Source organism: Streptomyces sp. NPDC002055 (assembly GCF_040296705.1).
In the GTDB taxonomy this organism is placed as follows: domain Bacteria; phylum Actinomycetota; class Actinomycetes; order Streptomycetales; family Streptomycetaceae; genus Streptomyces.
In genome coordinates, this window is the sequence record NZ_JBEOXS010000015.1 from 98,771 (window position 1) to 122,079 (window position 23,309).

Consider the following 23,309-nt stretch of genomic DNA (forward strand, 5'->3'; position numbering starts at 1 on the left):
ACAGCGCCCGGCAATCCGATGGCCCGACCGGTGGTGCGCGGCATAGTCTCCCGGCCGTGACCCCGCCCCCGCTGCACACCGAACGCCTCCGGCTGACCCCCTACGCCTCCGCCGACGAAGAGGACTTCGTCCGGCTCTTCCAGGACCCTCGGGTGTCCCGCTGGATGGGGGACGGCCCGTCGAGCGAGGCGGAGGACCGGGCACTCTTCGGACGGATCTTCAGCAAGGTCTACGCCCGGCGGCTGTTCGACGTGTGGGCCGTCCGGCTGGCGGGAGCAGGCGGGCCCGGCCGGTATGTCGGGCACGCCGAGATCAAGCGCACCGACACGGTCGACGGGTATGAGGTCGTCTACGCCCTGGCGGCCGAGCTCTGGGGCGGGGGCCTCGGCACTGAGGTGGCCGAGGCCGTCCTCGCCCATGGCTTCGACGCCCTGGGCCTGGCCGAGGTGCACGCCACCGTCGCCGCGCCGAACAGCGCCTCGCTGGCGCTGCTGGCACGCATCGGCTTCGTCCCGGTGCGGGACATCGTGGAGGACGACGGCAGTTCGACCCGGGTGCTCACCCTGCGGCGAGCGGCGTGGGAGCACGGCCCTTCTCGTAGACCGTGAGCCCCCGTGAGAGGCGGAGGGGGACCAGGACCAGCTCCACCCAGACGGCCTTCCACGCGTAGTAGAGGTTGACGGCCTTCGCCGGGTAGACGCAGGGGATGTTGAGCAGCACTCTGCGGACCGGGAGTTTCCGCCGCCTGGCCGCATAGACCAGGGGTGGCACGGTGAGGAGTATGTCCGTGCCGGCCCACCAGCCCAGTGCCGAGGGCAGCGTCTGATCCGTGGTCGCGGCCAGGATCACCGGTGTGGCCCACCACAGCGGCGCGGTGAGGATCTCGACCATCGCCAGCAGGATCCACACGGCGAGCAGCGGCTTGCGGAGGATCAGCCGGCCCAGGTGCAGCCGGACGTTCTGGCAGAACCCGGCCATCCACCGCCAGACCTGCTTCCGCAGATACGTCAGGGTCTCCGGGTCGGCCGCCCACGCCTCGGCGTCCGCGACGTAGACGGCCCGACGGCCCGCGATCTGCTGGGACCAGGTGTAGTCCATGTCCTCGACGATGGTCCGCTCCGGGAAGCCACCGAAGCCCGCCAGGACGTCGCGGCGGAAGACGGAGCAGCAGCCGGAGCAGACGACGGGGCTGTTGGCGCCGTTCTGGATGGGCCGGTGCCAGTGGAATCCGAAGAGGTACTCGACGGACCGGCCGCGCTCCCACACCGTGCGGGTGTGCCGCGTCTGCACATTGCCGGCGGCGACCACCACCGCGGGGTCGTCGAAGGCGGGGGTGATGCGCTCGATGTAGTCGGGCGCGAGGACGGTGTCGGCGTCGACCGCGAGGACCAGTTCGGTCGAGCAGTGGGGCAGGGCGAAGTTCTGCGCCTTCGCCTTGCTGCCCAGGTTGTGCGGTGGTGTCAGGACCGTGGCGCCGAAGGCGCGTGCCACGTCGCCGGTGCGGTCGGCCGAGCCGTCGTCGACCACGATGACCGCGTCGGGCGGCACTGTTTGCCGGAAGACGGATTCCAGCGTCGCCGGGAGCCCTTCCTCCTCGTTGTGCGCCGGGACGATGACCGTAAGGCTTCGCATGATTCGCTCCCCCGCTTCGTTCCGCGTCGCAGGACTCCGCGTCCCATGACGGTGATCAGCGCGACGACGCCGTAGACGATGGTGCTCAGGCCGATGAACGGCAGGCCCCCGTGCATCTGGTGCTCCTTCGAGTCGGCTGGTGATGGCGTCTGCTGGTCACTGACGGTAGCCGGGTCGGGGGATTCGCGCTGATTGCCGCCGTTGCCTGTGGATAACTCCGCTGCGGGGACCGCGCCCGGGCATGTCAGCGCAGGTGGGAGCGGTGTGCCGGGTGGCGTGCGGTGTGCCGGGTGCCGGGTGGCGTGCGGTGTGCCGGGCAGCGGGCGGTTCGGGATTTGCGCGCGGTGCGTCCCGGAGGGATACCGGTCGGTCGGTGACGGCCTGCACAAGGACCGAGCGGCTCCGCGCGGATCCGGCAGGTTCACCGGCGGGCGGGGAGGTGCCTCATGACCCCGGCAACTCCCGCTCACCCCGGGCCACTTGTGGCCCACTGTCAGACCCGGCACCTAGGCTGTTGGGGACTCCGGTGGGCGCGCCGACGTGCGCGGCCAAGTGTCCGACGATCGCACGGGAGGGGATTGTGGCCAAGGAACGGGACTTCGGTCCGCACCAGTTGGCTGACTGGCTCGGGCTCGAACCGAAGCAAGTCCGACGAGCCCAGGCCCGGGGGCTCATTCCGCCGCCGGACATCGACGACGAGCGATGGTCGCTGACGCTGGCCAAGACACTGCCGGACCGCCTGGAGGACATCAGGGATGCCCTGGGCACCGGACACGCCACCGCAGCGGCGCCGCCGCCCGGCGGCTCGTCGTCCGCCGGCAGCTCCTCGTCCGCCGGCGGGACCGGAGGCCACAAGGCCGCCCGAGGGAGGGACTTCGGCCCCGTTCAACTGGCGAGGTGGCTGGGGCTGGAGAACTGGCAGGTCCCCCGGGCGGTGCAGCAGGGCGTGATTCCGCCCCCGGACGTGGATGCCAAGCGCTGGTCGTACGCGGTGGCGACAACACTGCCTGATCGCGTCGAGGAGATCAGGGCGGCCGTGGGCGACCATCCCGGGCTCGGATCGATCAAGGCAGCGGAGCATCTGTCCTTGCGGGTCCAGAGGGACGTCGAGCGTGTCGACGTGCAGACCCTCGCCGATCAGGGCCTGTTACGGCCTCGGGGCGAATTCAAGGGGCACCCCATGTACGCCGTGGACGACCTCGACGAGCTCCCTGAGGAGCACATCGCCGCCACGGTCCGCGACCGCCATGCCTGGATCGCGGCGAGCCGGTCGGCCAAGGAAGCGGCGGAATCCCTGAGCTGGCCCGTCGGCAAGTTCGAGGTGACCGCCGAACGTCACGGAGTGCGGCCCGGACCGCTGGGACGCTTCGCCCAGGCGGACGTAGAGGCACTGCGTGACCAGCGGGAAACGGTCTGAGTCCTGCAGCTGGGCCGCTCTACGCCTACGGCCCGGAGTGACGCCGGAGACACAAGGAGGCCGCCGCGCTCCGTGGGGGAGAGCGCGGCGGCCGTCTGCTACTGGGGTGTGCGAAGGGTTACTTCGTGACCTTCAGCAGCTTGTTCGGGGTGCCCTCGCTGGGGTTGCTGATCTTGTCAGGGGTGGCACCGTCGGTGAGGGCCTTCGAGACCTGCTCCGGGGTGGCGTCCTTGTGGGAGCCGAGGTAGACCGCGGCGGCACCCACGACGTGCGGGGTGGCCATCGAGGTGCCGGAGATGGTCTTGGTGCCGGTGTCGCTGTCGTTCCAGTCGGAGGTGATGTCCGAGCCGGGCGCGTACAGGTCGACGACCTTGCCGAAGTTGGAGAAGTCGGACTGCTCGTCCTTCTCGGTGCTGGAGGCGACGGTGACCGCTTCCTTCACGCGCGCCGGGGAGCTCTGGCCGGCGTCGGAGGACTCGTTGCCCGCGGCCACGACGAAGGTGACGCCGGCGGCGACGGCCTTCTTGACGGCCGCGTCGAGGGCCTCGTCGACGGTGCCGCCGAGGCTCATGTTGGCGACCGACGGGCCCTGGTGGTTCTTGGTGACCCAGTCGATGCCGGCGACGACCTGCTCGGTCGAGCCGGAGCCCTCGTCGTCCAGCACGCGGACGGCCACGACCTTGGCCTTCTTCGCGACACCGTGCTTGGCGCCGGCGATGGTGCCGGCGACGTGGGTGCCGTGGCCGTTGCCGTCGTCGGCGTCCTTGTCGTTGTCGATGGCGTCGAAGCCGGAGGTGGCGCGGCCGTCGAAGTCCTTGTGCGTGGTGCGGACACCGGTGTCGATGACGTACGCGGTGGCGCCCTCACCGGCGCCCTCCGGGTAGGCGTACTTCTTGTCGCCCTTGGTCTCTTCCTGGTCGATCCGGTCCAGGCCCCAGGACGGGGGGTTCTCCTGGGTGGCGTTGATGTGGAACTTCTTGTTCTGTACCACCTTGCCGACCGACGGGTCCGCGGCGAGCTTCTTGGCCTCGGCCTCGGTGAGGCCGTTGGCCGAGAAGCCGTTGACGGCGGAGGAGTAGTTCCGCTTGAGCTTGCCGCCGTACTCCTTGGCCAGGTCGGACTTGGCGTCCTTCGCGGCCATCGTCTTGGCGCTGTCGTCCATCAGGACGATGTAGCTGCCGCTGACGGCGTTCTGGGCGTTGGCACCGTAGATCTTGCCCGTGGGGGTGGTGCTCGCGCCGGCGGGAAGGGTCAGCAGCGTGCCGCCCGCGGCAACGGCCACGGTGGCGGATATCGCCACGGTCAGCCGACGCTTGCTGTAACGCTTGTGTGAAGCCATGAAGAGAGGTCTCCTCGATTGCTGTGGGGGGTTGAAGCGTTGTTGCAATCGCCCCGGCCCGCAGGAAGATCTGCGTCCGGGTGATTCGAAACCCTGGCCGATTGACGCGCTCAATTCAATGACAACGGTGTGACATCTGGCAGGTGTGACGGAGACAACAGGTTTACGGAAATCCAAACCGCACCAAACTGGACCCAGTTGAGGCACCCCGCCTCAACTCCTTTTACCTGCGGGCGATCCGACCGTCCCCGGGAAGGGGATTTGCTACCCGCGGTACGGATATCCCGGACATGGCACGACCCCCGGTCCGTGAGCCAGGGGGTCGTGCCGAAACGGCCGCGAAGGCGAGAGCAAAGGGGCCCGAGGGCCGCGGACCAGGAACAGTGCCGACAGGGTGTCGCGAGCCGTGAACGCCGTGTAATCGACGCCGCGGGTCAGGCGGTCTTCTCGAAGGACGCCATGGTGCGCGTGAAGTCGCGGGTGGACAGCAACAGTTTGTAGATGATGGCCAGTTCGAAGACCAGCAACAGCACACCGGCGCCGACGGTGACCGGAGCGACCGCGTCCACCAGGGGAGCGACGATGAATACCGCCATCTGGAATTCGATACCGCTGACCAGGTGCGTACGGATGCGATGACGCAGCAGGAAGGACCGGAAGCGGATGTACCAGGGGAAGCGGTGCCGGAATTCCTGGTGCAGATCGACGACCTGCGGGCGCCGCTTCAACGGCACGGCCTCGACCGGGCCCGCGCCTCCGTCGACCGGGTCTGCGTCCTCCACCAGGTCTGCGTCCTCCACCCGGCCCGCGCCCTCGACCAGGTCCGCGCTCTCGGCCAGGTCCGCGCTCTCGGCCGAAGACTTGAGGGCGACCGTCTCGGGAAGAACCCCGGCGTCGACCTCGGCGCGGGACCGCACCGGCGTCACCGACAGCGGCACGGCGGCAACGCCGGCGGGAGCCCCGGCCCCGGCCCGCGGGAACGTCGCCGCCACCACCCGGCCGCCCTCTACCGGCCCGGCGGCCGCACCGTCGAACGCGAGCCCGCCCCGGACCGGCTCCCCGGCGTCGGCCAGGTCCACCGGTACGGTCCCGTGCTCGGCGTCCGCCTCCGGATTGTCCCGCAGCAGGTCCTCCATGAAGGCCAGTTCCCGGGCGTTCTCGGCCCGACGGGCCGCCCGCACCCGCGCCTTGATCTGCTTCCGCATCCCATGGCGGATCTTGAAGATCTGCAAGGCGTCGATGTACCGGAGCATGTCGAGGAAGACGACGGCGAGGGCCAGCCAGAGGTACAGCACCTCACCGGTGCGGCTGTACTGACCGCCCATCAGGGCGACCGCGCAGGCCAGCACCCGCACCCGGTCGAAGACGTAGTCCAGCCAGGCGCCGAAGACCGAGCCCGTTCCGGTCAGCCGGGCGAGCTTCCCGTCCATGCAGTCCAGGATGAAACTCACGTGGTAGAGCACGGCGCCGGCCAGCAGCCAGCCCCAGCTGCCGGCCGCGAAGCAGCCCGCGGCGCCGAGACCGAGCAGGAGGGCGAACCAGGTGATCTGGTTGGGGGTGATCCGGGTCCATCTCGCCGTCCAGCGGACGAGCGGGGTGGCGACCGGATCCACCAGCAGCACGGTCCACCACGCGTCGCGCTTCTTCTCGGTGGTACGGCGCACCTCGGCGAGGGGCGGTATCTCTCGGGGCATGGTCAACTTCCTGGCGGCAGGTATCTGTTCACCTGACGTTAGAAAGTCGGTCATTGAAAGGACAAGATGTGCTAAGTACAACCTTTTTGTGGGGGTAGCGGTCTCCTTTTCTGCTCGGGTCGATGGCCCTTTCAGGCTCCATGGGGAGAACCGGCGCGGGGAGCCCCCGGGCCGGTCGAGCGCGCCCGCTCAGGCCGGCCGGCCGGGTTCCGGCCCGGGACCGTGACGCCGCCTCCGAAATGGCCCCGAAGCCGGGCCGGACACCGCCCCCAGCGACGCGAGGTTTCGAGCGGCCCGCCAATCAAGCGCGCCACGCCGGCCCCGCCCCGTCAGCCCCTCAGTGCCGCCTCGATCAGGTCCGCGGCCCGGCGGGTGCCGCCCTCGGCGGCCATCTCCTGCTGGATCCTCCGGGACCGGGCGGCCACTTCGGGGTCGTCGACGAGGGTCAGCACCGCCTCGCGCAGGGCGTCCGCCGTGGCCTCCTCCTTGGGGAGGTGCCGGGCCACACCCAGGGACTGCAGGGTGTCGGCGTTGCCGAACTGGTCGGCGGCCTGCGGGACGGCCACCATCGGCACCCCGCAGGAGAGCCCTTCCTGGCTGCCGCCCATGCCGGCGTGGGTGATGAAGGCGTCCGCCTGTTCGAGCACGGCCAGTTGCGGCACCCAGCGGTGCACCTCGATGTTGGCGGGGATGTCACCGAGCTCCGCCGGGTCGACGTGCTTGCCGATCTGCAGGACGACATGCCAGCCGTCGAGGCCGCCGAACGCCGTGACGCACTCACGGTAGAAGGCGGGCTCCTTGGTGAACATCGAACCGAGGGAGACCAGCAGGACCTTCGCCGCGCCGGCCGGACGCCGCCAGTCCCCCCGGTCGGACCGGTCGCCCCGGCACGGGCCGACGAACGTGACGGTGGAGGTGTCGACCTGCTCGGCGTTCGGCTGCATGGCCCGGGGGATCAGCGCGATGCAACGGTCCGGGCGGCCCCCGAAGGTGTCCGGGTCGAGCGGAACGCCCTCGGCGGAGAGCCAGTCCGAGAAGCGCTGGTAGTAGGCCTTGCCCCGTGGGGATTCCCGCATCGGGGCGAAGATCTCCCGCACATCGTCCTCGTACCCCTCCCAGGCGACCATGGCGGGCGAGAGCTGCACGATCGGCACGCCCCACTGGTGGGCGAGCACCCGCGCCGGATAGGAGGCGATGTCGTAGAGGACCAGGTCGGGCTCGTCACCCCGGTAGGCGTCGGCGAGCTGTGGGAGCGCCTGCACGGCATCGGCGAGGAACGGCTCGATGTTGTCGATCAGTTCGGTCCCCCACGCCTCCGGTTCGTCGTCGGTGGGGAGCACGGAGGTGTAGATCCGCGGTTCGGCGCCGGTCGCGGCGACGGTGTCCGCGAAGGACTCCGGAATGGCGTAGGTGACGCGGTGGCCGCGGGCGACGAGCTCCCGGACGACCTCCAGGCTCGGGTTGACGTGCCCGTGGGCGGCGATGCTGAACATCGCGATGTGAGCGGGCTGATCGGCACGCTGCATGGGCGCACCCTCCTTGATTCCTGTCGTGCGGCCGGGCCGCACGTGCTGCTGGGGCGGACGCGAGGTTTCGAGGAGCCGTCACTCGTAGATCTGGAAGGCCATGCCGGGACAGTAAGCGAGACGAAACGTCTCGTGCAAGTTATTTTCGGATGCGCGCCGCTGGTGGGCGATGCTGCGCCATCAACGACTGGGAGACTGGAGCCGGGTACAGCACCGACGGACACAACACGCTGGACACGGCACGACAGCGGGCAACGGGCAACGGGCAACGGGCAACGGAGGCGGAGCATGGCACGGGCGGGATCGGTGCCCTTCACCGAGGAGCGGGCCCGGCAGGTGCTCGCGCACGCCGGACACCGTGCCGCCGACGCGGAGTTGCTCGCCCTGGGCGAGAACGCCGTCTTCGCGCTGGGCTCCGACGGGCCCGTGGTGCGCGTGGGCCGCAGCGCCGAGCTGCTGGACCGGATGCGCCACGAGGTGCGGACCGCTGCCTGGCTGGCGGAGCAGGGCGTGCCGGCCGTCCGGCCCGCCGACGTCCCGGGGTCCGGTGAACCGGGCGGCGCGCGGCTGGTCGACGGGCATCCGGTGACCCAGTGGCTGCGTCTGCCGCCGGCCGTCCGGCCGGCCGGCGGCGGTGATCTGGCGGCGCTGCTGCGGAGCGTGCACCGGCTGCCCGCGCCGCTGCATCCGCTGCCCCGGCGCGATCTGCTGGGCGGTGTGGAACGCTGGCTCCGGCTCGCCGGGGACGCGATCGACCCCGCCGACGCGGCCTATCTGCGCGAGCGGCGCGACCGGTTCGCCGCGGCCGTCGGGGCGCTGACGCCCCGGCTGGCCCCGGGCCCGATCCACGGCGACGCGCTCCCCCGCAATGTGCACGTCGGCCCCGACGGGCCGGTCCTGGTCGACCTGGAGACCTTCGCCGACGATCTGCGTGAGCACGACCTCGTGGTCATGGCACTGGCCCGGGACCGCTACGGCCTGCCGCCCGGGGAGTACGGCCGCTTCACGGCCGAGTACGGCTGGGATGTACGGGAGTGGGAGGGCTGTGCGACACTCCGGGGCGCGCGGGAGACGGCCGGCTGTGCCTGGGTGGCCCAGCACGCCCCGGGGAACCCGGCCGCTCGCGCCGAGTTCCGCCGCCGGGTCCAGTCACTGCGCGCCGGGGACACCACGGTCCGCTGGCACCCCTTCTGACACGGGATGACGCGGGACGGCGCGGGACGGCGCGGGACGGCGCGGGACGGCGCGGGATGACGCGGGACGGCGCGGGATGACGCGGGACGGCGCGGGATGACGCACAACGGCGCGGGGCGGCGCGGGGCGGCGCGGGATGACGCGGGACGGCGCGGGATGACGCACAACGGCGCGGGGCGGCGCGGGACATCATGGACGGCCTGGGGACGGCACCGGAGGGCGAGCCGCGCCCCGGCCCGTAACAGCGGGCCCGAACATGCGGTCCGGCCGGCCCGATCCGCCGCCGAACGTGAAGCCGCCCACCCGGTGGCGACACCCGGCCGTCTCCCCGGCCCGGAGGCCCCCCGGGTGCGGGGCGAGGCCGCGCCCGGGAACGCGGAGTTACGCGGGGCCCGAGGAGGTCCGCTGGGCCGGGATCAGCGGCCAGGCCGGTTCCACGTAGGCCTGGGGGTTCGAGGTCCGGCGCAGATACTGCTGGAAGGACGTCGCCTGCTCCGCCGCCGCGCGTATCTGGAGGTCGTGCAGCGCCGCGAGGTCGATCGAGCCCAGGTCCGCGTGCTTCTTCCCGATGCGCAGGGCCACTTCGGCCGCGGCGAGGGCGTCGGCCCCGGCGTCGTGGGCGCTGTCCAGCCGCACCCCGTAGTGCGCGCAGAGCGCTTCCAGGGTGCGCTTGCCCTTGCGGTACCGGTCGGCGTGCTTGTCCAGGACGAGCGGGTCGATGACCGGGCCGGGTGCCCGGCCCAGGCGGGCGGACAGCGGTGCGATGCCGTGCCGCAGGCACTCCCGGTCCAGCAGCGACAGGTCGTACCGGGCGTTCATCACCGCCAGCGGCCGTCCGGAGCGCAGCACGTCGGCCACGGCCTCGGCGATCGCGCCGACGCCCTCACCGGCCGGGGTGCCGCGCTCGCGCGCCTGCTCGGTGGATATGCCGTGGATCGCGGTGGCGTCCTCCGGAATGGGCACGCCCGGGTCGAGCAGCCAGGTCCGGCGGTCCGCCGGGGCGCCGTCCGGTCCGATGCCGACGAGTGCGGCCGTCACGATCCGGTCCTGCTCGATGTCCGTGCCGGTGGTCTCCAGATCGAAACCCGTCAACGGCTCACGGTGCCAGCCCATGGGCGCGGCCCCCCTCTTCTGCGGTGCTGTGGCGCATCCCCCTTGATGGCCTTCACCCTCCCACGGGCCACTGACAGGCGGTGCCGCGCGGGGAAGGGCGCGGCACCCGCGGCCCGCAGGAGCGACCGTTCCCGTCGGGTGGCTCCTGCCCGGTGGGCTCCCGCCTCTCGGCTCCCGTCGGGTGGCTGCATCACGACACAGGGCGCGAATCGGTCCAGACGCTCTCGAACTCCTCCCGGTAGGTCTGGAAGAGTCCGTTGTCCGCCTCCGAGCCGCGGTCGGGGACGACGTCGCGCCGTCCGCCGCGCAGCACCAGCACCGGCCCCTCCATGCCCCGGGCCCTCCGCAGATAGGACTGGACGACGGCCAGGCCGTCCGACCCGTCCCCGTTGACGAGGTAGGCGGTGAAGCGGGGCGTCTCGTCGAAGACGCGGATCTCGAAGCCGCCGGTGTCGCGCAGCCGGGCCCGCACCCGGCGCATGTGCATGATGTTCGTCTCGACCGAGCGGCTCAGCTCGCCCTTCTTCAGGCCGAGTTCGCGCTCCCTGCGGCGCACCGCGCTGCTCGCCGGGTTGAGGAAGAGCAGCCGGGTCCGGCAGCCCGCCTCGGCGAGCCGGACCATGCGGCGGCCGGAGTAGTTCTGCACGAGCAGGTTCAGGCCTATGCCGATGGCGTCGAGGCGGCGGGCGCCCCCGAAGAGGTCCTCGGCGGGCAGCTGCCGCTGCAGCCGCACCCGGTCGGTGTGGACGCCGACGACGTCCGCGTACCGGTCGCCGACGAGGTCCTCCACGGCGTCCACGGGGAGCCGGTCGGCCGACGGGGTGCCCGTGCCGCCGCCGAGGATCTCCAGCAGCCGGGCGGCGGCCCGCTCGGCCTGGGCGAGCACGGTGACGGACAGCGCCCGGTTGCGGGAGACGACGTTGCGGGCCACCTCCAGCTCGTCGAGGGCGAGTTCGAGGTCGCGGCGGTCGTCGAGGTAGGGCTCGAAGCACGGCCAGTGCTGGACCAGCAGCTCGCGCAGCTGGGGCAGGGTCAGGAAGCTGAGAACGTTGTCGTCGGCGGGGTCGAGGAGGTAGCCCTTGCGCCGGCTCACCTCGCGTACGGCGACGGCGCGCTGCACCCATTCGTGCCCGGCCGGGCCGGCCGCGGCGACCACCCATTCGTCGCCGTGCACCGGTTCGTAGACGGGCCGCAGCACCGCGGCGACCACCGCGCGCAGCCGCTGCTCCACGAGGTTCAGCCAGATGTAGGCCCGGCCGGCGCGGCTGGCCCGGGTCCGTACTTCGGTCCAGGCGTCGGCGCCCCAGTCCAGCTCCGCTCCGATCTCCATCGGACGTGCCAGGGACACCGCTCCCGGTGGGACGTCGGCGGAACCTCCCTGCTGACCTCCGTCACCAGGGGGCAGCTCAAGCCCGCCCGAGCTCACCAGTGCACCGCCTTCCGCCCCCGTTCCACGATCAAGGAAGGGTACTGCCTGGGCGGAGGGCGGTGCACCCTCATCCGTTGACTGCTGTACCAACTCCCCCTACGGGAAGACCGGTTGGCCGTTCTGTGCGGTGAGGTCGGCCGGGGTCAGCGGATTCATGGCGGTCACGTCGCGCGGGGCGAGCTGGAAGCCCTGCCAGTGGACGGGCATCGGGGTCTGGTCCTCGTCCCGGGCCACGTGGTGGAAGCCGACGTTCACCCAGGTGACCGGGTGCTTGAGCCGCTGGCCGTTGACCCACTTGTCGACGCTGGTGCCGCCGCAGTTGCGGTTGTGGCTGGCGAACTGCTGGCAGGCGTCGTACTCGGTGAAGTAGACGTCCTTACGGGTGTAGGGGCGGCCGGGGTACTTGTTGGTGTGCCCGGGGACGATCTCGTAGGAGCGGGCGTGGCCGTCCTTGTTCTTGCCCCGGGTGCTCACCACGCGCCACCAGCGCTGGGCCGCGTTGTTCCCGGCCAGTTCCTTGGTGACGTCGGTGCGCCGGGTCTTGGTGGTCGGGGTGCGGCGTCCGCGCTCGGTGGTCGTCGCGTCGAACTGCTGGACTTTGGAGGGCGCGCCGTCGAGGCCGAAGTTCAGCCGCCAGAAGATGTTGTGGCTGTGGCTGGTGGCGTAGGCCTTGGCGCCCCGGCCCACCGGCCAGCCGCGGCCGTCCCCGGCGTCGTAGTCGAACGGGGAGAGGTTGCCGGTGGCGCCGACCTGGGTCGATATGGTGCCGTCGTCGGAGAACCGCCACTCGGTGATGTACTCGTACCAGCCGACCTTGTTCACGCCGTAGACGAGCAGGTCCTTGCCCTGTGCGGACCAGACCTTGGTGCCCTCGTCGGCGGCTGCGCGGTAGGCGTGGCCGCGGGAGCGGGTGGTGGTGCACAGGCCGTTGACGGCCGCGGCGTGCGGGAGCTTGACCTTCTTCAGGGTGCCGCCGGGGCACTCCTGCGGGGAGAGGTTCTGGACGCCCTCGCCGAAGCCGTAGCTGGTCAGGTCGTCGAACTCGTTCTTGCCGTCGTCGTAGGGGACGTGGATCTGGCCCAGCTTGGCGGTGGTGAGGACCTGGATGGGCCGGGCCTCGCCCTTGGGCTGGTAGGTGACCTTGTCCAGGACCAGGCCGGCCTTGGACTCGTAGTGCCAGCACATCCGCCAGGTGGTGCCGCCGGCGAGCTTCTGCTCGATCCGGGAGGCGGCGCTGCAGTCCGCGGGGGCCTGCGGTGCGGCCTGGGCGGTGCCGGCCGGGCCGGCCGCGGCCAGCGCCCCGCCGAGCAGGGCCGTCAGGCCGACGGCCGCGGTGCCGCGCAGACGGCCGCGGCCCCTTCTGCGGGCAGCGCTCCGCCCGCCGGTGTTCATGCCTTCGCGCATGAGAGGTGACTCCGTTGTCTCGTCCGGACGTGCCGTCCGGAGGTCCGGGGATCCGGACGCTTATCGGATGCGGCCCACGGTGCGGGCGCTGAGGTCGATGACCAGGTGGCGGGTGTCGATCCAGGGACCGTTGCGCACCTTGGTGAACAGCCGCATGCAGCGGTGCTCGCCGCACTTCCGCAGCGCGGCCGGCCCGTCGTTCTCCTCGTCGACCCGGTAGATCATGCCGGTGGTCTGGAGCTGGTCCGCGCCGGAGAGGGCCTTGCCGGTGGCGTCCTGGTAGTCCTTCTTCAGGCCGGCGCTGAGCGGGCTCTTCAGGAGGACGGAGGCGGCTTCGGCCGCCTCGGCGCGGCTCGCCGGGGGCTGTTCGCCGTGCCGGGTGTCGGTGTCCTCGACCTTGCCGGTGGTGAGGTTGACGGTCTTGATGACGAGCGTGTCGTCCCGGTAGTCGTAGTACGTGACCTCGGCGCGGCGCGGCGGCGCGGCGGCGCCCGCCTCCGAGGGCCGCAGCTCGGCGAGGTCGGTGCTGAGCCACTGCGGCCCGGTGGCGCCGTCTGCCTTCTTGCTGCTCGAATGCAGGCCCCGGTCGAGGGCGAGCCGCTCGACCCGTTCCAGCTCGTCGTCGGTGAGCGCGTCCCGGCCGGTGCCCTGCTCCCCCGTCGGGGCGCGTTCCTCGACGACGCCGGGCTCCACGCGGCTCTCCGCCTGCCGGCCCGGCTGTCCCTGTTCGGCGAGCGAGCCCTGGCCGTCCGCGGCGGATTCCGCCCGCAGACCTCCCGGTTCGCCCGCGGCTCCGGCCTCCCTCGGCAGCGTCACCCCGACCATCACCGCGGTGCCGGTCACCGCGATGGCCGCCCCCGCCACCACCTTGCCCAGGTGGCGACGCATCATGATCCGCACATGACCCCCCTGTCCCCTATCTCCCCCGATAGCTGCATACAACGTTGCATCGGTCACCCAAGAGGACGAGTGGTTGTCGTAGGAGGTTGCCCGGCTTTCCAGGAAGATCTGACGAAAGTGCCGCGAATCCGTGCTGGTTGGACAAGGTTTCCTGGTCGGCGGGGGATGTGCCGTCTCGCGGAGCCCGGACCGGAAGTGGAAGAGTCGACATCATGCAGGTCTGGCCGGGACAGGCGTATCCCCTCGGCGCCACGTACGACGGCGCCGGGACGAACTTTGCGGTGTTCTCCGAAGCCGCCAGCAGGATCGAGCTGTGCCTGCTGCACGACGACGGCTCGGAGACGGCGGTGGAGCTGCGCGAGTCCGACGCGTCCGTGCGGCACGCCTATCTGCCGGGGGTGATGCCGGGGCAGCGGTACGGCTTCCGGGTCCACGGGCCGTACGAGCCGGCGCACGGGCACCGCTGCAATTCGGCGAAGCTGCTGCTCGACCCGTACGCCAAGGCGGTGAGCGGCCGGATCGACTGGAACGAGGCGGTCTACGGCTACCACTTCGGCAGGCCGGGCGACCGCAACGACCTGGACTCCGCGCCGCACACCATGGCGTCCGTCGTGGTCAACCCGTACTTCGACTGGGGGGACGACCGGCCGCCGCGCACCGACTACCACCGCACGGTGCTCTACGAGGCGCATGTGAAGGGGCTGACGATGCTCCATCCGGCGCTGCCGGACGAGCTGCGGGGCAGCTATGCGGCGCTGGCCCATCCGGCGGTCATCGAGCACCTCACCGAGCTGGGGGTGACGGCGCTCGAACTGATGCCCGTTCATCAGTTCGTGCAAGACCACCGGCTGGCGGACGCCGGGCTGGCCAACTACTGGGGCTACAACACCATCGGCTTCTTCGCCCCGCACAACGCCTACGCCTCCTGGGGCGACCGGGGCCAGCAGGTGCTGGAGTTCAAGTCGGCCGTCCGGGCGCTGCACGCGGCCGGGATCGAGGTCATCCTCGACGTGGTCTACAACCACACGGCCGAGGGCAACCACCTGGGCCCCACGCTGTCCTTCCGCGGTCTGGACAACGCCTCGTACTACCGGCTGGCGGAGGATCCCCGCCACTACACGGACACCACCGGCACCGGGAACTCGCTGCTGATGCGCAGCCCGCACGTGCTCCAGCTGATCATGGACTCGCTGCGCTACTGGGTGACCGAGATGCGGGTGGACGGCTTCCGCTTCGATCTGGCGGCGACCCTGGCCCGGCAGTTCCACGAGGTGGACCGGCTGTCGTCGTTCTTCGACCTGGTGCAGCAGGATCCGGTGGTCAGCCAGGTGAAGCTGATCGCCGAGCCGTGGGACGTGGGCGAGGGCGGCTACCAGGTGGGGAACTTCCCGCCGCTGTGGACCGAGTGGAACGGCATGTACCGGGACACGGTGCGGGACCTGTGGCGCGGCGAGCCGCGCACGCTGGCCGAGTTCGCCTCCCGGCTGACCGGCTCCTCCGACCTCTACCAGAGCGACGGCCGCCGCCCCATCGCCTCCGTCAACTTCGTGACCTGCCACGACGGCTTCACGCTGCACGACCTGGTGGCGTACGACCAGAAGCACAACGAGGCCAACGGCGAGGGGAACCGGGACGGCGAGAGCCACAACCGGTCGTGGAACTGCGGCGCGGAGGGGCCCACCGACGATCCGGGCGTGCTGGCGCTCCGCGCCCGCCAGCAGCGGAACTTCATCGCCACCCTGATGCTGTCCCAGGGGGTGCCGATGCTCGCCCACGGTGACGAGTTCGGGCGCACCCAGGGCGGCAACAACAACGCGTACTGCCAGGACAGCGAGGTGTCCTGGGTGCACTGGCCGGACCCGGACCCGGACCCTGACGAGGACGGGGAGGGGGACGCGGACCTGCTGGAGTTCACCCGGTCGATGGTGCGGCTGCGGCGCGACCATCCGGTCTTCCGGCGCCGCCGGTTCTTCCAGGGCAGCCCGGTGGAGGGGACGCACGACGAGCTGTCGGACATCGCCTGGTTCACTCATGAGGGTGAATCGATGAAGCAGCGGGACTGGCAGGTGGCGTCCGCCCGCTCGCTGACGGTCTTTCTCAACGGCCGTGCCATCTCCGAGCCGGGCCCGCGCGGGGAACGGATCACCGACGACTCGTTCCTGCTGATGTTCAACGCGAGCGACGAGCCGCTGGACTTCACGGTGCCGGTGAACCACGGGCGGCAGTGGCGGATCGTGGTGGACACCGCGCGGACGGAGATGCCGGAGCCGGGTTCCGGGCGGCGGGTGAAGGCCGGGGACCGGCTGACCCTGGTGGACCGGAGCCTGACGGTGCTCCAGCGCCCGGCCTGACACCGGTCGGCGGACCGTCGGCGGACGGACGGCGGACGGCGGACGGCGGACGGCGGACGGCGGACGGCGGACGGCGGACGATGCTCCCCGAGCGGGCCGGGCGGTGCCTGCCCGCCACCCGGGTGCGCGCGGCAGGCACGGATCCCGGAGCGGCGGGTACCTACTCGCCATGACGCCTCAGCCCGAGCCGCCCCAACCCGAGCCGTCCCTTCAGCCCGAGCCGTCCCACCTCGTACCGTCCCACACCGTGCCGTCCCACCCCGTGCCGGCGCCCCAGCCCGAGCCGTCCCGGCCGTCCGCGGCTCCGGAGGGCGCCGCCGGCCTTCCGGACCCCGGCCCCGGCGCCCCGCCGACCGCCACGTACCGGCTCCAGCTCCAGCCGGACTTCCCCTTCTCCGCCGCGGCGGAGGCCGTGCCGTATCTGGCGTCGCTGGGGGTCTCCCATCTGCATCTGTCACCGGTGCTGGAGGCCGTGCCCGGCTCGGCGCACGGCTACGACGTCGTGGACCACACCGCGGTCCGGGCCGAGCTGGGCGGCGAGGAGGGGCTGCGGGCGCTGGCCCGGACCGCCCGGCGGCACGGCCTCGGGCTGGTGATCGACATCGTGCCCAACCACATGGCGGTCCCGGTGCCGGAGCGGCTGAACCGGCCGCTGTGGGAGGTGCTGCGGGACGGGCCGGACGCGCGGCACGCCCGCTGGTTCGACATCGACTGGACCCGGCACGGCGGCCGCGTCCTGCTGCCGGTGCTGGGCGGCCGGCTGGGGGACGAGCTGGACCACCTCGTCCCGGACGGGGACCTGCTGCGCTATCACGACCACACGTTCCCGCTGCGGCCCGGCACCGCGCACCTGCCGCTGCCGGAGCTGCTGGACGCCCAGTGGTACCGGCTCGCCTGGTGGCGGCTGGCCCGGACCGAGCTCAACTACCGCCGGTTCTTCTCCATCTCCGAGCTGATCGGGGTGCGGGTGCAGGACCCGGAGGTGTTCGAGGCGACGCACGCCACGGTGCTGCGGCTGCTCCACGAGGGCGTGGTGGACGGGCTGCGCATCGACCACCCCGACGGCCTGGCCGACCCGGGGAGCTACCTGCGGCGGCTGGACCGGGCGACCGGGGGCCGCTGGACGGTCGTGGAGAAGATCCTGACCGGTGCGGAGCGGCTGCCGGCGGACTGGCCGGTCGCCGGCACCACCGGCTACGACGCCCTGCGGCGCATCGACGGCCTGTTCGTCGACCCGGCCGGCGCGGCGGACCTGCTGGGCGTGTACCGGCGCTTCACCGACCAGCCCGCGGACCGGGGCGGCGCGTGGGCGGCCACCATGCGCCGGGCCGGGTACAAGGTCGTCACCCACGAACTGGCCGCGGAGGTCTCGCTGCTCGCCCGCACGGCGGCCCGGATCTGCGCGGCGTCCCCCGCGCTCCGCGACCACGCGCCGTGGGCGCTGCGCACGGCGGTCACCGAACTCCTGGTGCGGATGCCGGTCTACCGCCCCTACACCGTCCCGGGCGAGCGGCTGCCGGAGCGGGACGCCGAGCTGCTCCGGACCGCCGCCGAGGAGGCCCGCGGGGCGTTCGCCGTCGCCGAGGAGGCGGACGCGGTGGACCGCGTCCGCGATCTGGCGCTCGGCGTCCTCGGCGACGGCGAGGACCACCGGGCGTTCTGCTCCCGCTTCGCCCAGACCTCCGCCGCGCTGCGCGCCAAGTCGGTGGAGGACACGGCGTTCTACCGGTACGCGCCGCTGCTGTCGGCCGGGGAGGTGGGCGGCGACCCGGGGAGCCCGGCGACGTCCGTGGACGGGTTCCACGCCCACTGCGCCCGGATGCTGCGCGACTGGCCGGCCGGGTCGACGGTGCTGTCCACCCACGACACCAAGCGCAGTGCGGACGTCCGGAGCCGGATCGCGCTGCTCACCGAGGTCCCGCAGGCCTGGGCCGGGCTGCTGGGCCATCTGACGAAGACGGCGGCCCGGGAGGCACCGGCGCCCGACCGGCACACCGCCTGGACGGCCTGGCAGACGGCCTTCGGCCTCGGCTCCGGCGATCCGGAGCGGCTCGTGCCGTCCCTGCTGAAGTCCGTCCGGGAGGCCGGGCTGCGCACCTCCTGGACGGAGGGCGACCCGGCGTACGAGGCGGCGGTGGAGGCGTTCGTGACGGCCGGGCCGTGCGGTGGGGCGCTGGACTCGGCCGAGGCCACGGCCTTCGAGCGGTCGGTCGCCGCAGGCGCCCGCGCCAACGTCCTGGGCGCCGCGCTGCTCCAGCTCACCATGCCGGGCGTCCCGGACCTCTACCAGGGCACGGAGCAGGTGTACGCCGCGCTGGTGGACCCGGACAACCGCCGCCCGGCCGGCTTCGCCGCGGAGGCGCTCGCCGCGCTGGACGGCGGGCGGGCGCCGCGGGACCTGCCGGAGGAGAAGCTCCGGCTGACCGCCGCGGCGCTGCGGCTGCGCCGGGAACACCCGGACTGGTTCGGCGAGTCGGGCAGCTACCGCCCGCTGCTCGCGACGGGACCGGGGGCCGTGCACGGGGTGGCGTTCTGCCGCGCGGGCCGTGCGGTCACCGTGGTCACCCGGCTCTCCCTGCGCCTGGCGGAGGCGGGGGGCTGGCGGGACACCGCGCTCGAACTCCCGGAAGGGGCCTGGACGGATCTGCTGTCGGGCCGGCCGGTCCGGGGCGGCCGGGCACCGCTCGGCGGGCTGCTCGACGGGGCGCCGGTGGCGCTGCTCGTCCGGGAGTGAGGGGTGGCGGGGGCGCCGGGAGCGTGCGCGGGGCACCGGGCCGTCCGGGCATGCGGTCCCGCCGGAGGGGCGTTTCCCGCCGGCACCCGTGGCGTTTCCCATCGGCACCCGTCGGCACCCGTCGGCACCCGCCGATCGCTCGCGGGCCTCAGACCTCGTCGATGACCAGCCAGCTGCCGTCGGCCTCCCGCCACCGGGAGAGCCGGGACAGATCGTCGATCCACGGGGTGAGCCGCTGCCAGTCCGGGGCGTAGGACGGCTCGCCGGCGGAGCAGCCGCGGGGGTCGACCACCCGCTCGGCAGCGGCGGGGAACGGGAGCCGGACCGCACCGGCGGGGCGGAGCGGCGCGGACCGTACGTACAGCCTGCCGTCGGGCCCGAGCCAGCACTCGGCGTCCATCTGGACGAGCTCGGGGGCGTCCACCGGGACCTCGCCGCGCTCCAGTGCCTCCCGGACCGCGGTCAGCGCGGCCCGCCGGGCCCTGCTTCCGGCGCAGACTTTCCTGGCCATGACTCCATGGTCCCTCGCTGCCGGACCGAACGCACCCGCCGGGACGGCGGCGGGCGAGGACGGGCGGACCGGCGGGGCGGGACGGAGCGGCCGGGTCCGGTGGCGAAGGGGTGCGCGGGCGCACGGCACGCGCGGGATGACGGCGCGAGGTCGTCCAATCGCTATCTGTCGTCCCGCACTTCGTGACACCATGCATGACCGAGGTCACGTTGTGCCACCTGTGCACCACGGCGTCCGCGTGCTGGAAAGGGGGATTCCATGCCGCAGAGCCCACAGGCTCCACCGGTCGGGCTGGGGGAGGTGGCGGGCCTGGTCCACGAGTGCTGGCTGCGCGATCCGGCCGCACCGGACCGTCCGCTGCCGGTGATCACGCTGCTGGGCCGTCCCGGCAGCGGCAAGACCCACGCCCTGGACCACTTCGAGGCCGTCACCGACGGTGCGCCCACGGCCAGGATCGACTTCGCGTCCGCCGCCGAGCAGCGTCCGCACGAGGTGGCCCTGCACCTCGCCTTCCTGCTGTCCCGCAAGCACCGCGGCAGCAAACCGCTCCGCTTCCCGCGGTTGTTGCTCGGCCTGCTCGCGGTCCAGCCCGAGCTGTCGCTGGCCGACCGCGGCCAGGCCAACCGCGAACTGCGCCAGGCCCTGCGCCAGGCGCGCAACCGGGGGGCCGCGGCGGACGCCGGGGAAGGGCTGGCGAAGCTCGTCGACACCCTCGGCCTGTCGCCGGTGCCGGGTGTCGAGATGATCGTGGGCGTGCTGCTGCGCGGCTTCGAGTACATGCCGGCCGGCACCTTCCTCAACCGGGCACTGGTCTCGTACGGCTCGTCGGGGCCCGGCAGCGCCCTGGAGGAGCTGGTGGAGCTCAACCGGCGCGCCCGCAGCGGCGTCGAGGCCAGCCAGGACTTCGTGGACCGCCGGCTGTGCCGGGCCTTCCTCGACGACCTGTGCGCCGGGTACGCCCGCGGCCGCCGCGCGCACGGCAGCCTCGCGCTGCTGGACGACATCGACCTGAACGACGGCGCCACCCGCTTCCTCGAGGTCCTGCTGGTGCTGCGCACCGAGCGGGCCCGGGCGGGCCACCACGACCCGCTGCTCGTGGTGGCCACCAGCGGCACCACCCAGGCGGTGCCCGGCCCGTGCGACGGCAGCCCCGACGACCCGCATCTCCACCACGCCGCGGCCGCCGGCTGGGCCGGCTGGCGGGAGCGGGCCGGGACGCCGCTGTCCGACTGGTGGTACCCGGTCCGGCTGCGCGACCTGGACGCGGTGGAGGTGGCGCTGGAGGCCTCGCGCCACGAGTCGGCCGCCGCGCACCGGGCGGACCGGCCGGAGACCGGCGCGCTGTCGCGCAGCACCCCGCTCGTGCACCGGCTGACCTACGGCCACCCGTGGAGCGTGTCCCAACTGCACGCCGCCATCGACCGATTACACGGCCGGGCACCGGAGGATCTGCGCGGACTGCTGGACATGCGGGTGCCACCACCCGGCACCCCGATGGACGGGGACGCGGCCCAGGGCCCCCGGATCGGCCGGGCGGTCCTCGACCGGCTGCTGACCGGGCTGACCGCCGATCAGCGCGCCGCGGCGACCCGGATCGCCGCCGCCCGCACGCCCAAGGCGGCGGTCAACTCCGGGCTGCTGGACCATCGTCTGGAGCACGCCCGGGACACCGTGATGGGGGAGCTGCGGAACCGGCTGTGGCTGTCCACCCCGGTCCCGGAGGACGCCAACACCCGCGGCGGCCGGGGCCCGTCGGGCTATCTGCTGCCCGCGGCCGGCCTGTCGGGCGATCAGGCCGGCCAGGGCGGGGACCCGACGCGGGACGGCCGCCCGGTGCTGCACCCGTGGCTGCGGCTGCTGCTCCTGGACGACCTGTCCGGACCGCCGAACGGTTCGCGGGAGGTGTGGGACGCGCTGCACGGCAGGCTGGCGGACTGGCACGAGCAGCACGGCCAGCCGCTCGACGCGCTCTACCACCGGCTGGCCGGGGACCGGCTGGAGACGGTCGTGGAGCACTTCGCGGCCGGGCTGTCCGCTCCGGATCTGCGTCCGTGGCTGCGCGAGCTGTACCACGTGACGGCGGCGCCGGTGTACCGGGCGCAGCTGTCCGACGCCCCGCCGTCGCGCCGGGCCGGGGAGCTGGCGAAGGAGCATGCCCCCCGGGCGCACGAGGACCGCGCCCGGCTCCGTCCGCTGGCCGAGCTGTGTGCGGCCCTCTGGCTGGCCGGTGACCCGCGCAACCGGCTGCCGCCGGGTGATCCGGAGCTGAACTACAAGATCGGGGCGATGTTCCGGCAGCTGGCGATGGCCGCGGACGACGCGGACACGCTGCTGGACGAGGCCGCCCGCTACGACTGACCGCCGCCGGGCCGGTTCCGCGGGCCCCGGTCACCGGCCGCGGACCGGCACTCGCCCGGCCGGCCGCGCCGCGGCCCCCGGGCACCGGGCCGGCCCGGACACCGAACCCACCGCACCCGCACCCCGCACCCCGCACCCCGCACGCGCCGAACGAGGAGATGCCGCCATGTCCCCCGGATCCTGGGTGGAGAACCGCCCGCTGTGGGCCCGCTGGCCCTGGAACGCCGTATCCGGCGTCGTCCTGCTCGCCCTGGTCGCCGGTGTCGTGGCGTATGTCCTCGTCCCGCCCGACCGGTCCTGCGCGGAGGGCGTGGACAAGGTCGGTGACCAGTGCATCGGCGTGACCGACGGCTCGTACGTCTTCACCGACAACCTGCGCCCGGTGTCCCAGCGCATCCACCAGCTCAACAAGCAGCTGGAGGCCGACGAGAAGCAGGACGCCAAGGCCGGCGGGAAGACCCCGCCGCGCCATGTCGGCATCGTCTATCTGATGCCGTTGCGGCCCCGCCCGCAGGACACCAACACCCCGGACTCCGTGCGCCATGAGATCGAGGGCGCGTACACCGCGCAGTACGAGGCGAACCGCACCGCGAAGTACGGCAACGCCCCGAAGATCAAGCTGCTGCTGGCGAACAGCGGCAACACCCCCGAGCAGCACAAGGCCGTCCTCGACCGGATCCGGGACCGCATCGGGACCGACCACATCGTCGCCGTCGCGGGCCTGGGTACCAGCACCGACGCCACCGCGCGCATGATCAGGAGGATCACCTCCAGCGGCAAGGACGGACTGAACCTGGCCGCCACGGGCGCCGTCCTCACCGCGGACACGCTGCACAAGATCAAGGGCCTGGTGCGGGTGGCACCGACCAACTCCGACGAGGCGGCCGCCGCCGCGGCGTACCTCAAGGACAAGCCCTACGCCCGGCGGGTCCTGGTGGTACGCGACTCCCGCCCCGGCGACCAGTACACCAGCACCCTGGCCAAGGCGTTCCTGCGCGAGCTGCCCGAGGAGCGGCGGGTGGACCACATCGAGGAGTACGACTCCTCGCACGAGGGCGTGGCCACCGCCTTCAAGAGCCGGATGGCCAATCTGTGCGCCGCGAAGCCGGACGTCGTGTACTTCGCCGGCCGGGGCGTGGACCTGCCGAACTTCCTCGCACCGCTGAAGAACCGTCCGTGCACCGACCGGAAGCTGGTCGTCGTCTCCGGTGACGACGCCTCGCAGGTGTCGCAGGCCGACGGGTTCGAGGAGATCAAGGAGACGCTGCAGAGCGGCAACGTCCGGCTGCTGTACACCGGTCTCGCGCACCCCGAGGCATGGCAGCGGGTGAAGGACGCCTACCCGGGCTGGGCGCCCCAGTCGTTCGGGGGCAGGGGCCAGTACCGCGCGGCGTTCCCCGACGAGCCGCTGCACGACGGCCAGGCCATCATGGGCCACGACGCGGTGCTCACCACGGTCGCGGCGGTGCGCATGGCCGCGGCGTCCAACAGCCGGGTCACCGGCTCCCAGACCATCCAGAGCTGGACGGCGCTGCACGGGGTGGAGTCGGTGAAGGGCGCCAGCGGGCTGATCTCCCTGGAGAACGACGGCTCCCCGCGGCGCAAGGCCGTGCCGGTCATCGAGATAAAGCCGGACGGCACCGTGCACACCCTGGACGTGTCGGCGGGCGACGGCGGCCCGCTGACCGAGGATGACCTCAGCTGACC

The 23,309-nt window shown here is 72.6% G+C and carries 15 protein-coding genes and 1 pseudogene; 7 read left to right on the plus strand and 9 right to left on the minus strand.

Annotation, left to right across the window (positions count from 1 at the left end; translation table 11 throughout):
- The first annotated feature begins 56 nt into the window (after positions 1 to 56).
- Positions 57 to 608 (plus strand): GNAT family N-acetyltransferase, encoded by a 552-nt coding sequence (locus ABT112_RS12165; protein ID WP_351508389.1) that lies wholly within the window; start codon positions 57 to 59, stop codon positions 606 to 608.
- A 181-nt stretch (positions 609 to 789) separates the two neighbouring features.
- Here ABT112_RS12165 and ABT112_RS12170 read toward each other — a convergent pair.
- Positions 790 to 1,776 (minus strand): annotated as a pseudogene (locus ABT112_RS12170) (glycosyltransferase family 2 protein); the annotation flags it as partial.
- 436 nt (positions 1,777 to 2,212) lie between these two features.
- Between ABT112_RS12170 and ABT112_RS12175 the strand changes: the two are divergent.
- Positions 2,213 to 3,049, plus strand: coding sequence for a hypothetical protein (locus ABT112_RS12175; protein WP_351508392.1), 837 nt, complete (start codon positions 2,213 to 2,215; stop codon positions 3,047 to 3,049).
- Between the two features lie 118 nt (positions 3,050 to 3,167).
- On the opposite strand, the gene ABT112_RS12180 is transcribed toward ABT112_RS12175, so the two are convergent.
- The 3 genes from ABT112_RS12180 to mgt all read right to left on the minus strand — a co-directional run bounded on the left by ABT112_RS12180 (position 3,168) and on the right by mgt (position 7,608).
- Positions 3,168 to 4,388: a S8 family peptidase gene (locus ABT112_RS12180; RefSeq protein WP_351508394.1), complete on the minus strand. Its 1,221-nt coding sequence runs from the start codon at positions 4,386 to 4,388 to the stop codon at positions 3,168 to 3,170.
- A gap of 434 nt (positions 4,389 to 4,822) precedes the next feature.
- Complete coding sequence (locus ABT112_RS12185) at positions 4,823 to 6,052, minus strand: CDP-alcohol phosphatidyltransferase family protein (RefSeq protein WP_502975319.1); 1,230 nt, start codon at positions 6,050 to 6,052, stop codon at positions 4,823 to 4,825.
- A gap of 359 nt (positions 6,053 to 6,411) precedes the next feature.
- Positions 6,412 to 7,608, minus strand: coding sequence for a macrolide-inactivating glycosyltransferase (mgt, locus tag ABT112_RS12190; RefSeq protein WP_351508398.1), 1,197 nt, complete (start codon positions 7,606 to 7,608; stop codon positions 6,412 to 6,414).
- A 288-nt stretch (positions 7,609 to 7,896) separates the two neighbouring features.
- Here mgt and ABT112_RS12195 point away from each other — a divergent pair, with 288 nt between their 5' ends.
- Positions 7,897 to 8,802, plus strand: a complete 906-nt coding sequence (locus tag ABT112_RS12195; RefSeq protein ID WP_351508400.1) for an aminoglycoside phosphotransferase family protein — start codon at positions 7,897 to 7,899, stop codon at positions 8,800 to 8,802.
- 381 nt (positions 8,803 to 9,183) lie between these two features.
- Here ABT112_RS12195 and ABT112_RS12200 read toward each other — a convergent pair whose 3' ends face one another.
- The 4 genes from ABT112_RS12200 to ABT112_RS12215 form a co-directional block, all read right to left on the minus strand.
- A complete protein-coding gene (locus ABT112_RS12200) occupies positions 9,184 to 9,915 on the minus strand; it encodes a 3'-5' exonuclease (RefSeq protein WP_351508402.1) in 732 nt (243 codons plus the stop codon).
- A gap of 190 nt (positions 9,916 to 10,105) precedes the next feature.
- Positions 10,106 to 11,341, minus strand: coding sequence for a DUF5919 domain-containing protein (locus ABT112_RS12205; protein WP_351508405.1), 1,236 nt, complete (start codon positions 11,339 to 11,341; stop codon positions 10,106 to 10,108).
- Between the two features lie 99 nt (positions 11,342 to 11,440).
- Positions 11,441 to 12,748, minus strand: a complete 1,308-nt coding sequence (locus tag ABT112_RS12210) for a copper amine oxidase (RefSeq protein WP_502975318.1) — start codon at positions 12,746 to 12,748, stop codon at positions 11,441 to 11,443.
- A 60-nt stretch (positions 12,749 to 12,808) separates the two neighbouring features.
- Entirely contained in the window at positions 12,809 to 13,639 is an 831-nt protein-coding gene (locus tag ABT112_RS12215) for a Tat pathway signal sequence domain protein (protein ID WP_351508407.1), read from the minus strand.
- Between the two features lie 221 nt (positions 13,640 to 13,860).
- Here ABT112_RS12215 and glgX point away from each other — a divergent pair, with 221 nt between their 5' ends.
- Both glgX and treY read left to right on the plus strand, forming a co-directional pair.
- Entirely contained in the window at positions 13,861 to 15,999 is a 2,139-nt protein-coding gene (gene glgX, locus ABT112_RS12220; protein ID WP_351508409.1) for a glycogen debranching protein GlgX, read from the plus strand.
- Positions 16,000 to 16,246: 247 nt separating this feature from the next.
- On the plus strand, positions 16,247 to 18,733 hold the full coding sequence (gene treY / locus ABT112_RS12225; RefSeq protein WP_351508410.1) for a malto-oligosyltrehalose synthase: 2,487 nt from the start codon (positions 16,247 to 16,249) through the stop codon (positions 18,731 to 18,733).
- A 148-nt stretch (positions 18,734 to 18,881) separates the two neighbouring features.
- Here treY and ABT112_RS12230 read toward each other — a convergent pair whose 3' ends face one another.
- The gene (locus tag ABT112_RS12230) at positions 18,882 to 19,244 is read right to left on the minus strand and encodes a hypothetical protein (RefSeq protein WP_351508413.1); all 363 of its coding nucleotides are present in this window, start codon (positions 19,242 to 19,244) and stop codon (positions 18,882 to 18,884) included.
- A 258-nt stretch (positions 19,245 to 19,502) separates the two neighbouring features.
- Here ABT112_RS12230 and ABT112_RS12235 point away from each other — a divergent pair, with 258 nt between their 5' ends.
- Positions 19,503 to 21,602 (plus strand): hypothetical protein, encoded by a 2,100-nt coding sequence (locus tag ABT112_RS12235; RefSeq protein ID WP_351508415.1) that lies wholly within the window; start codon positions 19,503 to 19,505, stop codon positions 21,600 to 21,602.
- A 166-nt stretch (positions 21,603 to 21,768) separates the two neighbouring features.
- On the plus strand, positions 21,769 to 23,307 hold the full coding sequence (locus tag ABT112_RS12240) for an ABC transporter substrate-binding protein (protein ID WP_351508417.1): 1,539 nt from the start codon (positions 21,769 to 21,771) through the stop codon (positions 23,305 to 23,307).
- Positions 23,308 to 23,309: the final 2 nt, after the last annotated feature.

What these genes read in the sequence shown, in the direction of transcription:
- ABT112_RS12180 (WP_351508394.1), bottom strand. Translation starts at nt 4,388, where the DNA reads ATGGCTTCACACAAGCGTTACAGCAAGCGTCGGCTGACCGTGGCGATA.
- mgt (WP_351508398.1), bottom strand. Translation starts at nt 7,608, where the DNA reads ATGCAGCGTGCCGATCAGCCCGCTCACATCGCGATGTTCAGCATCGCC.
- ABT112_RS12195 (WP_351508400.1), top strand. Translation starts at nt 7,897, where the DNA reads ATGGCACGGGCGGGATCGGTGCCCTTCACCGAGGAGCGGGCCCGGCAG.
- ABT112_RS12200 (WP_351508402.1), bottom strand. Translation starts at nt 9,915, where the DNA reads ATGGGCTGGCACCGTGAGCCGTTGACGGGTTTCGATCTGGAGACCACC.
- ABT112_RS12210 (WP_502975318.1), bottom strand. Translation starts at nt 12,748, where the DNA reads ATGCGCGAAGGCATGAACACCGGCGGGCGGAGCGCTGCCCGCAGAAGG.
- ABT112_RS12215 (WP_351508407.1), bottom strand. Translation starts at nt 13,639, where the DNA reads ATGATGCGTCGCCACCTGGGCAAGGTGGTGGCGGGGGCGGCCATCGCG.
- glgX (WP_351508409.1), top strand. Translation starts at nt 13,861, where the DNA reads ATGCAGGTCTGGCCGGGACAGGCGTATCCCCTCGGCGCCACGTACGAC.
- ABT112_RS12230 (WP_351508413.1), bottom strand. Translation starts at nt 19,244, where the DNA reads ATGGCCAGGAAAGTCTGCGCCGGAAGCAGGGCCCGGCGGGCCGCGCTG.
- ABT112_RS12235 (WP_351508415.1), top strand. Translation starts at nt 19,503, where the DNA reads ATGCCGCAGAGCCCACAGGCTCCACCGGTCGGGCTGGGGGAGGTGGCG.
- ABT112_RS12240 (WP_351508417.1), top strand. Translation starts at nt 21,769, where the DNA reads ATGTCCCCCGGATCCTGGGTGGAGAACCGCCCGCTGTGGGCCCGCTGG.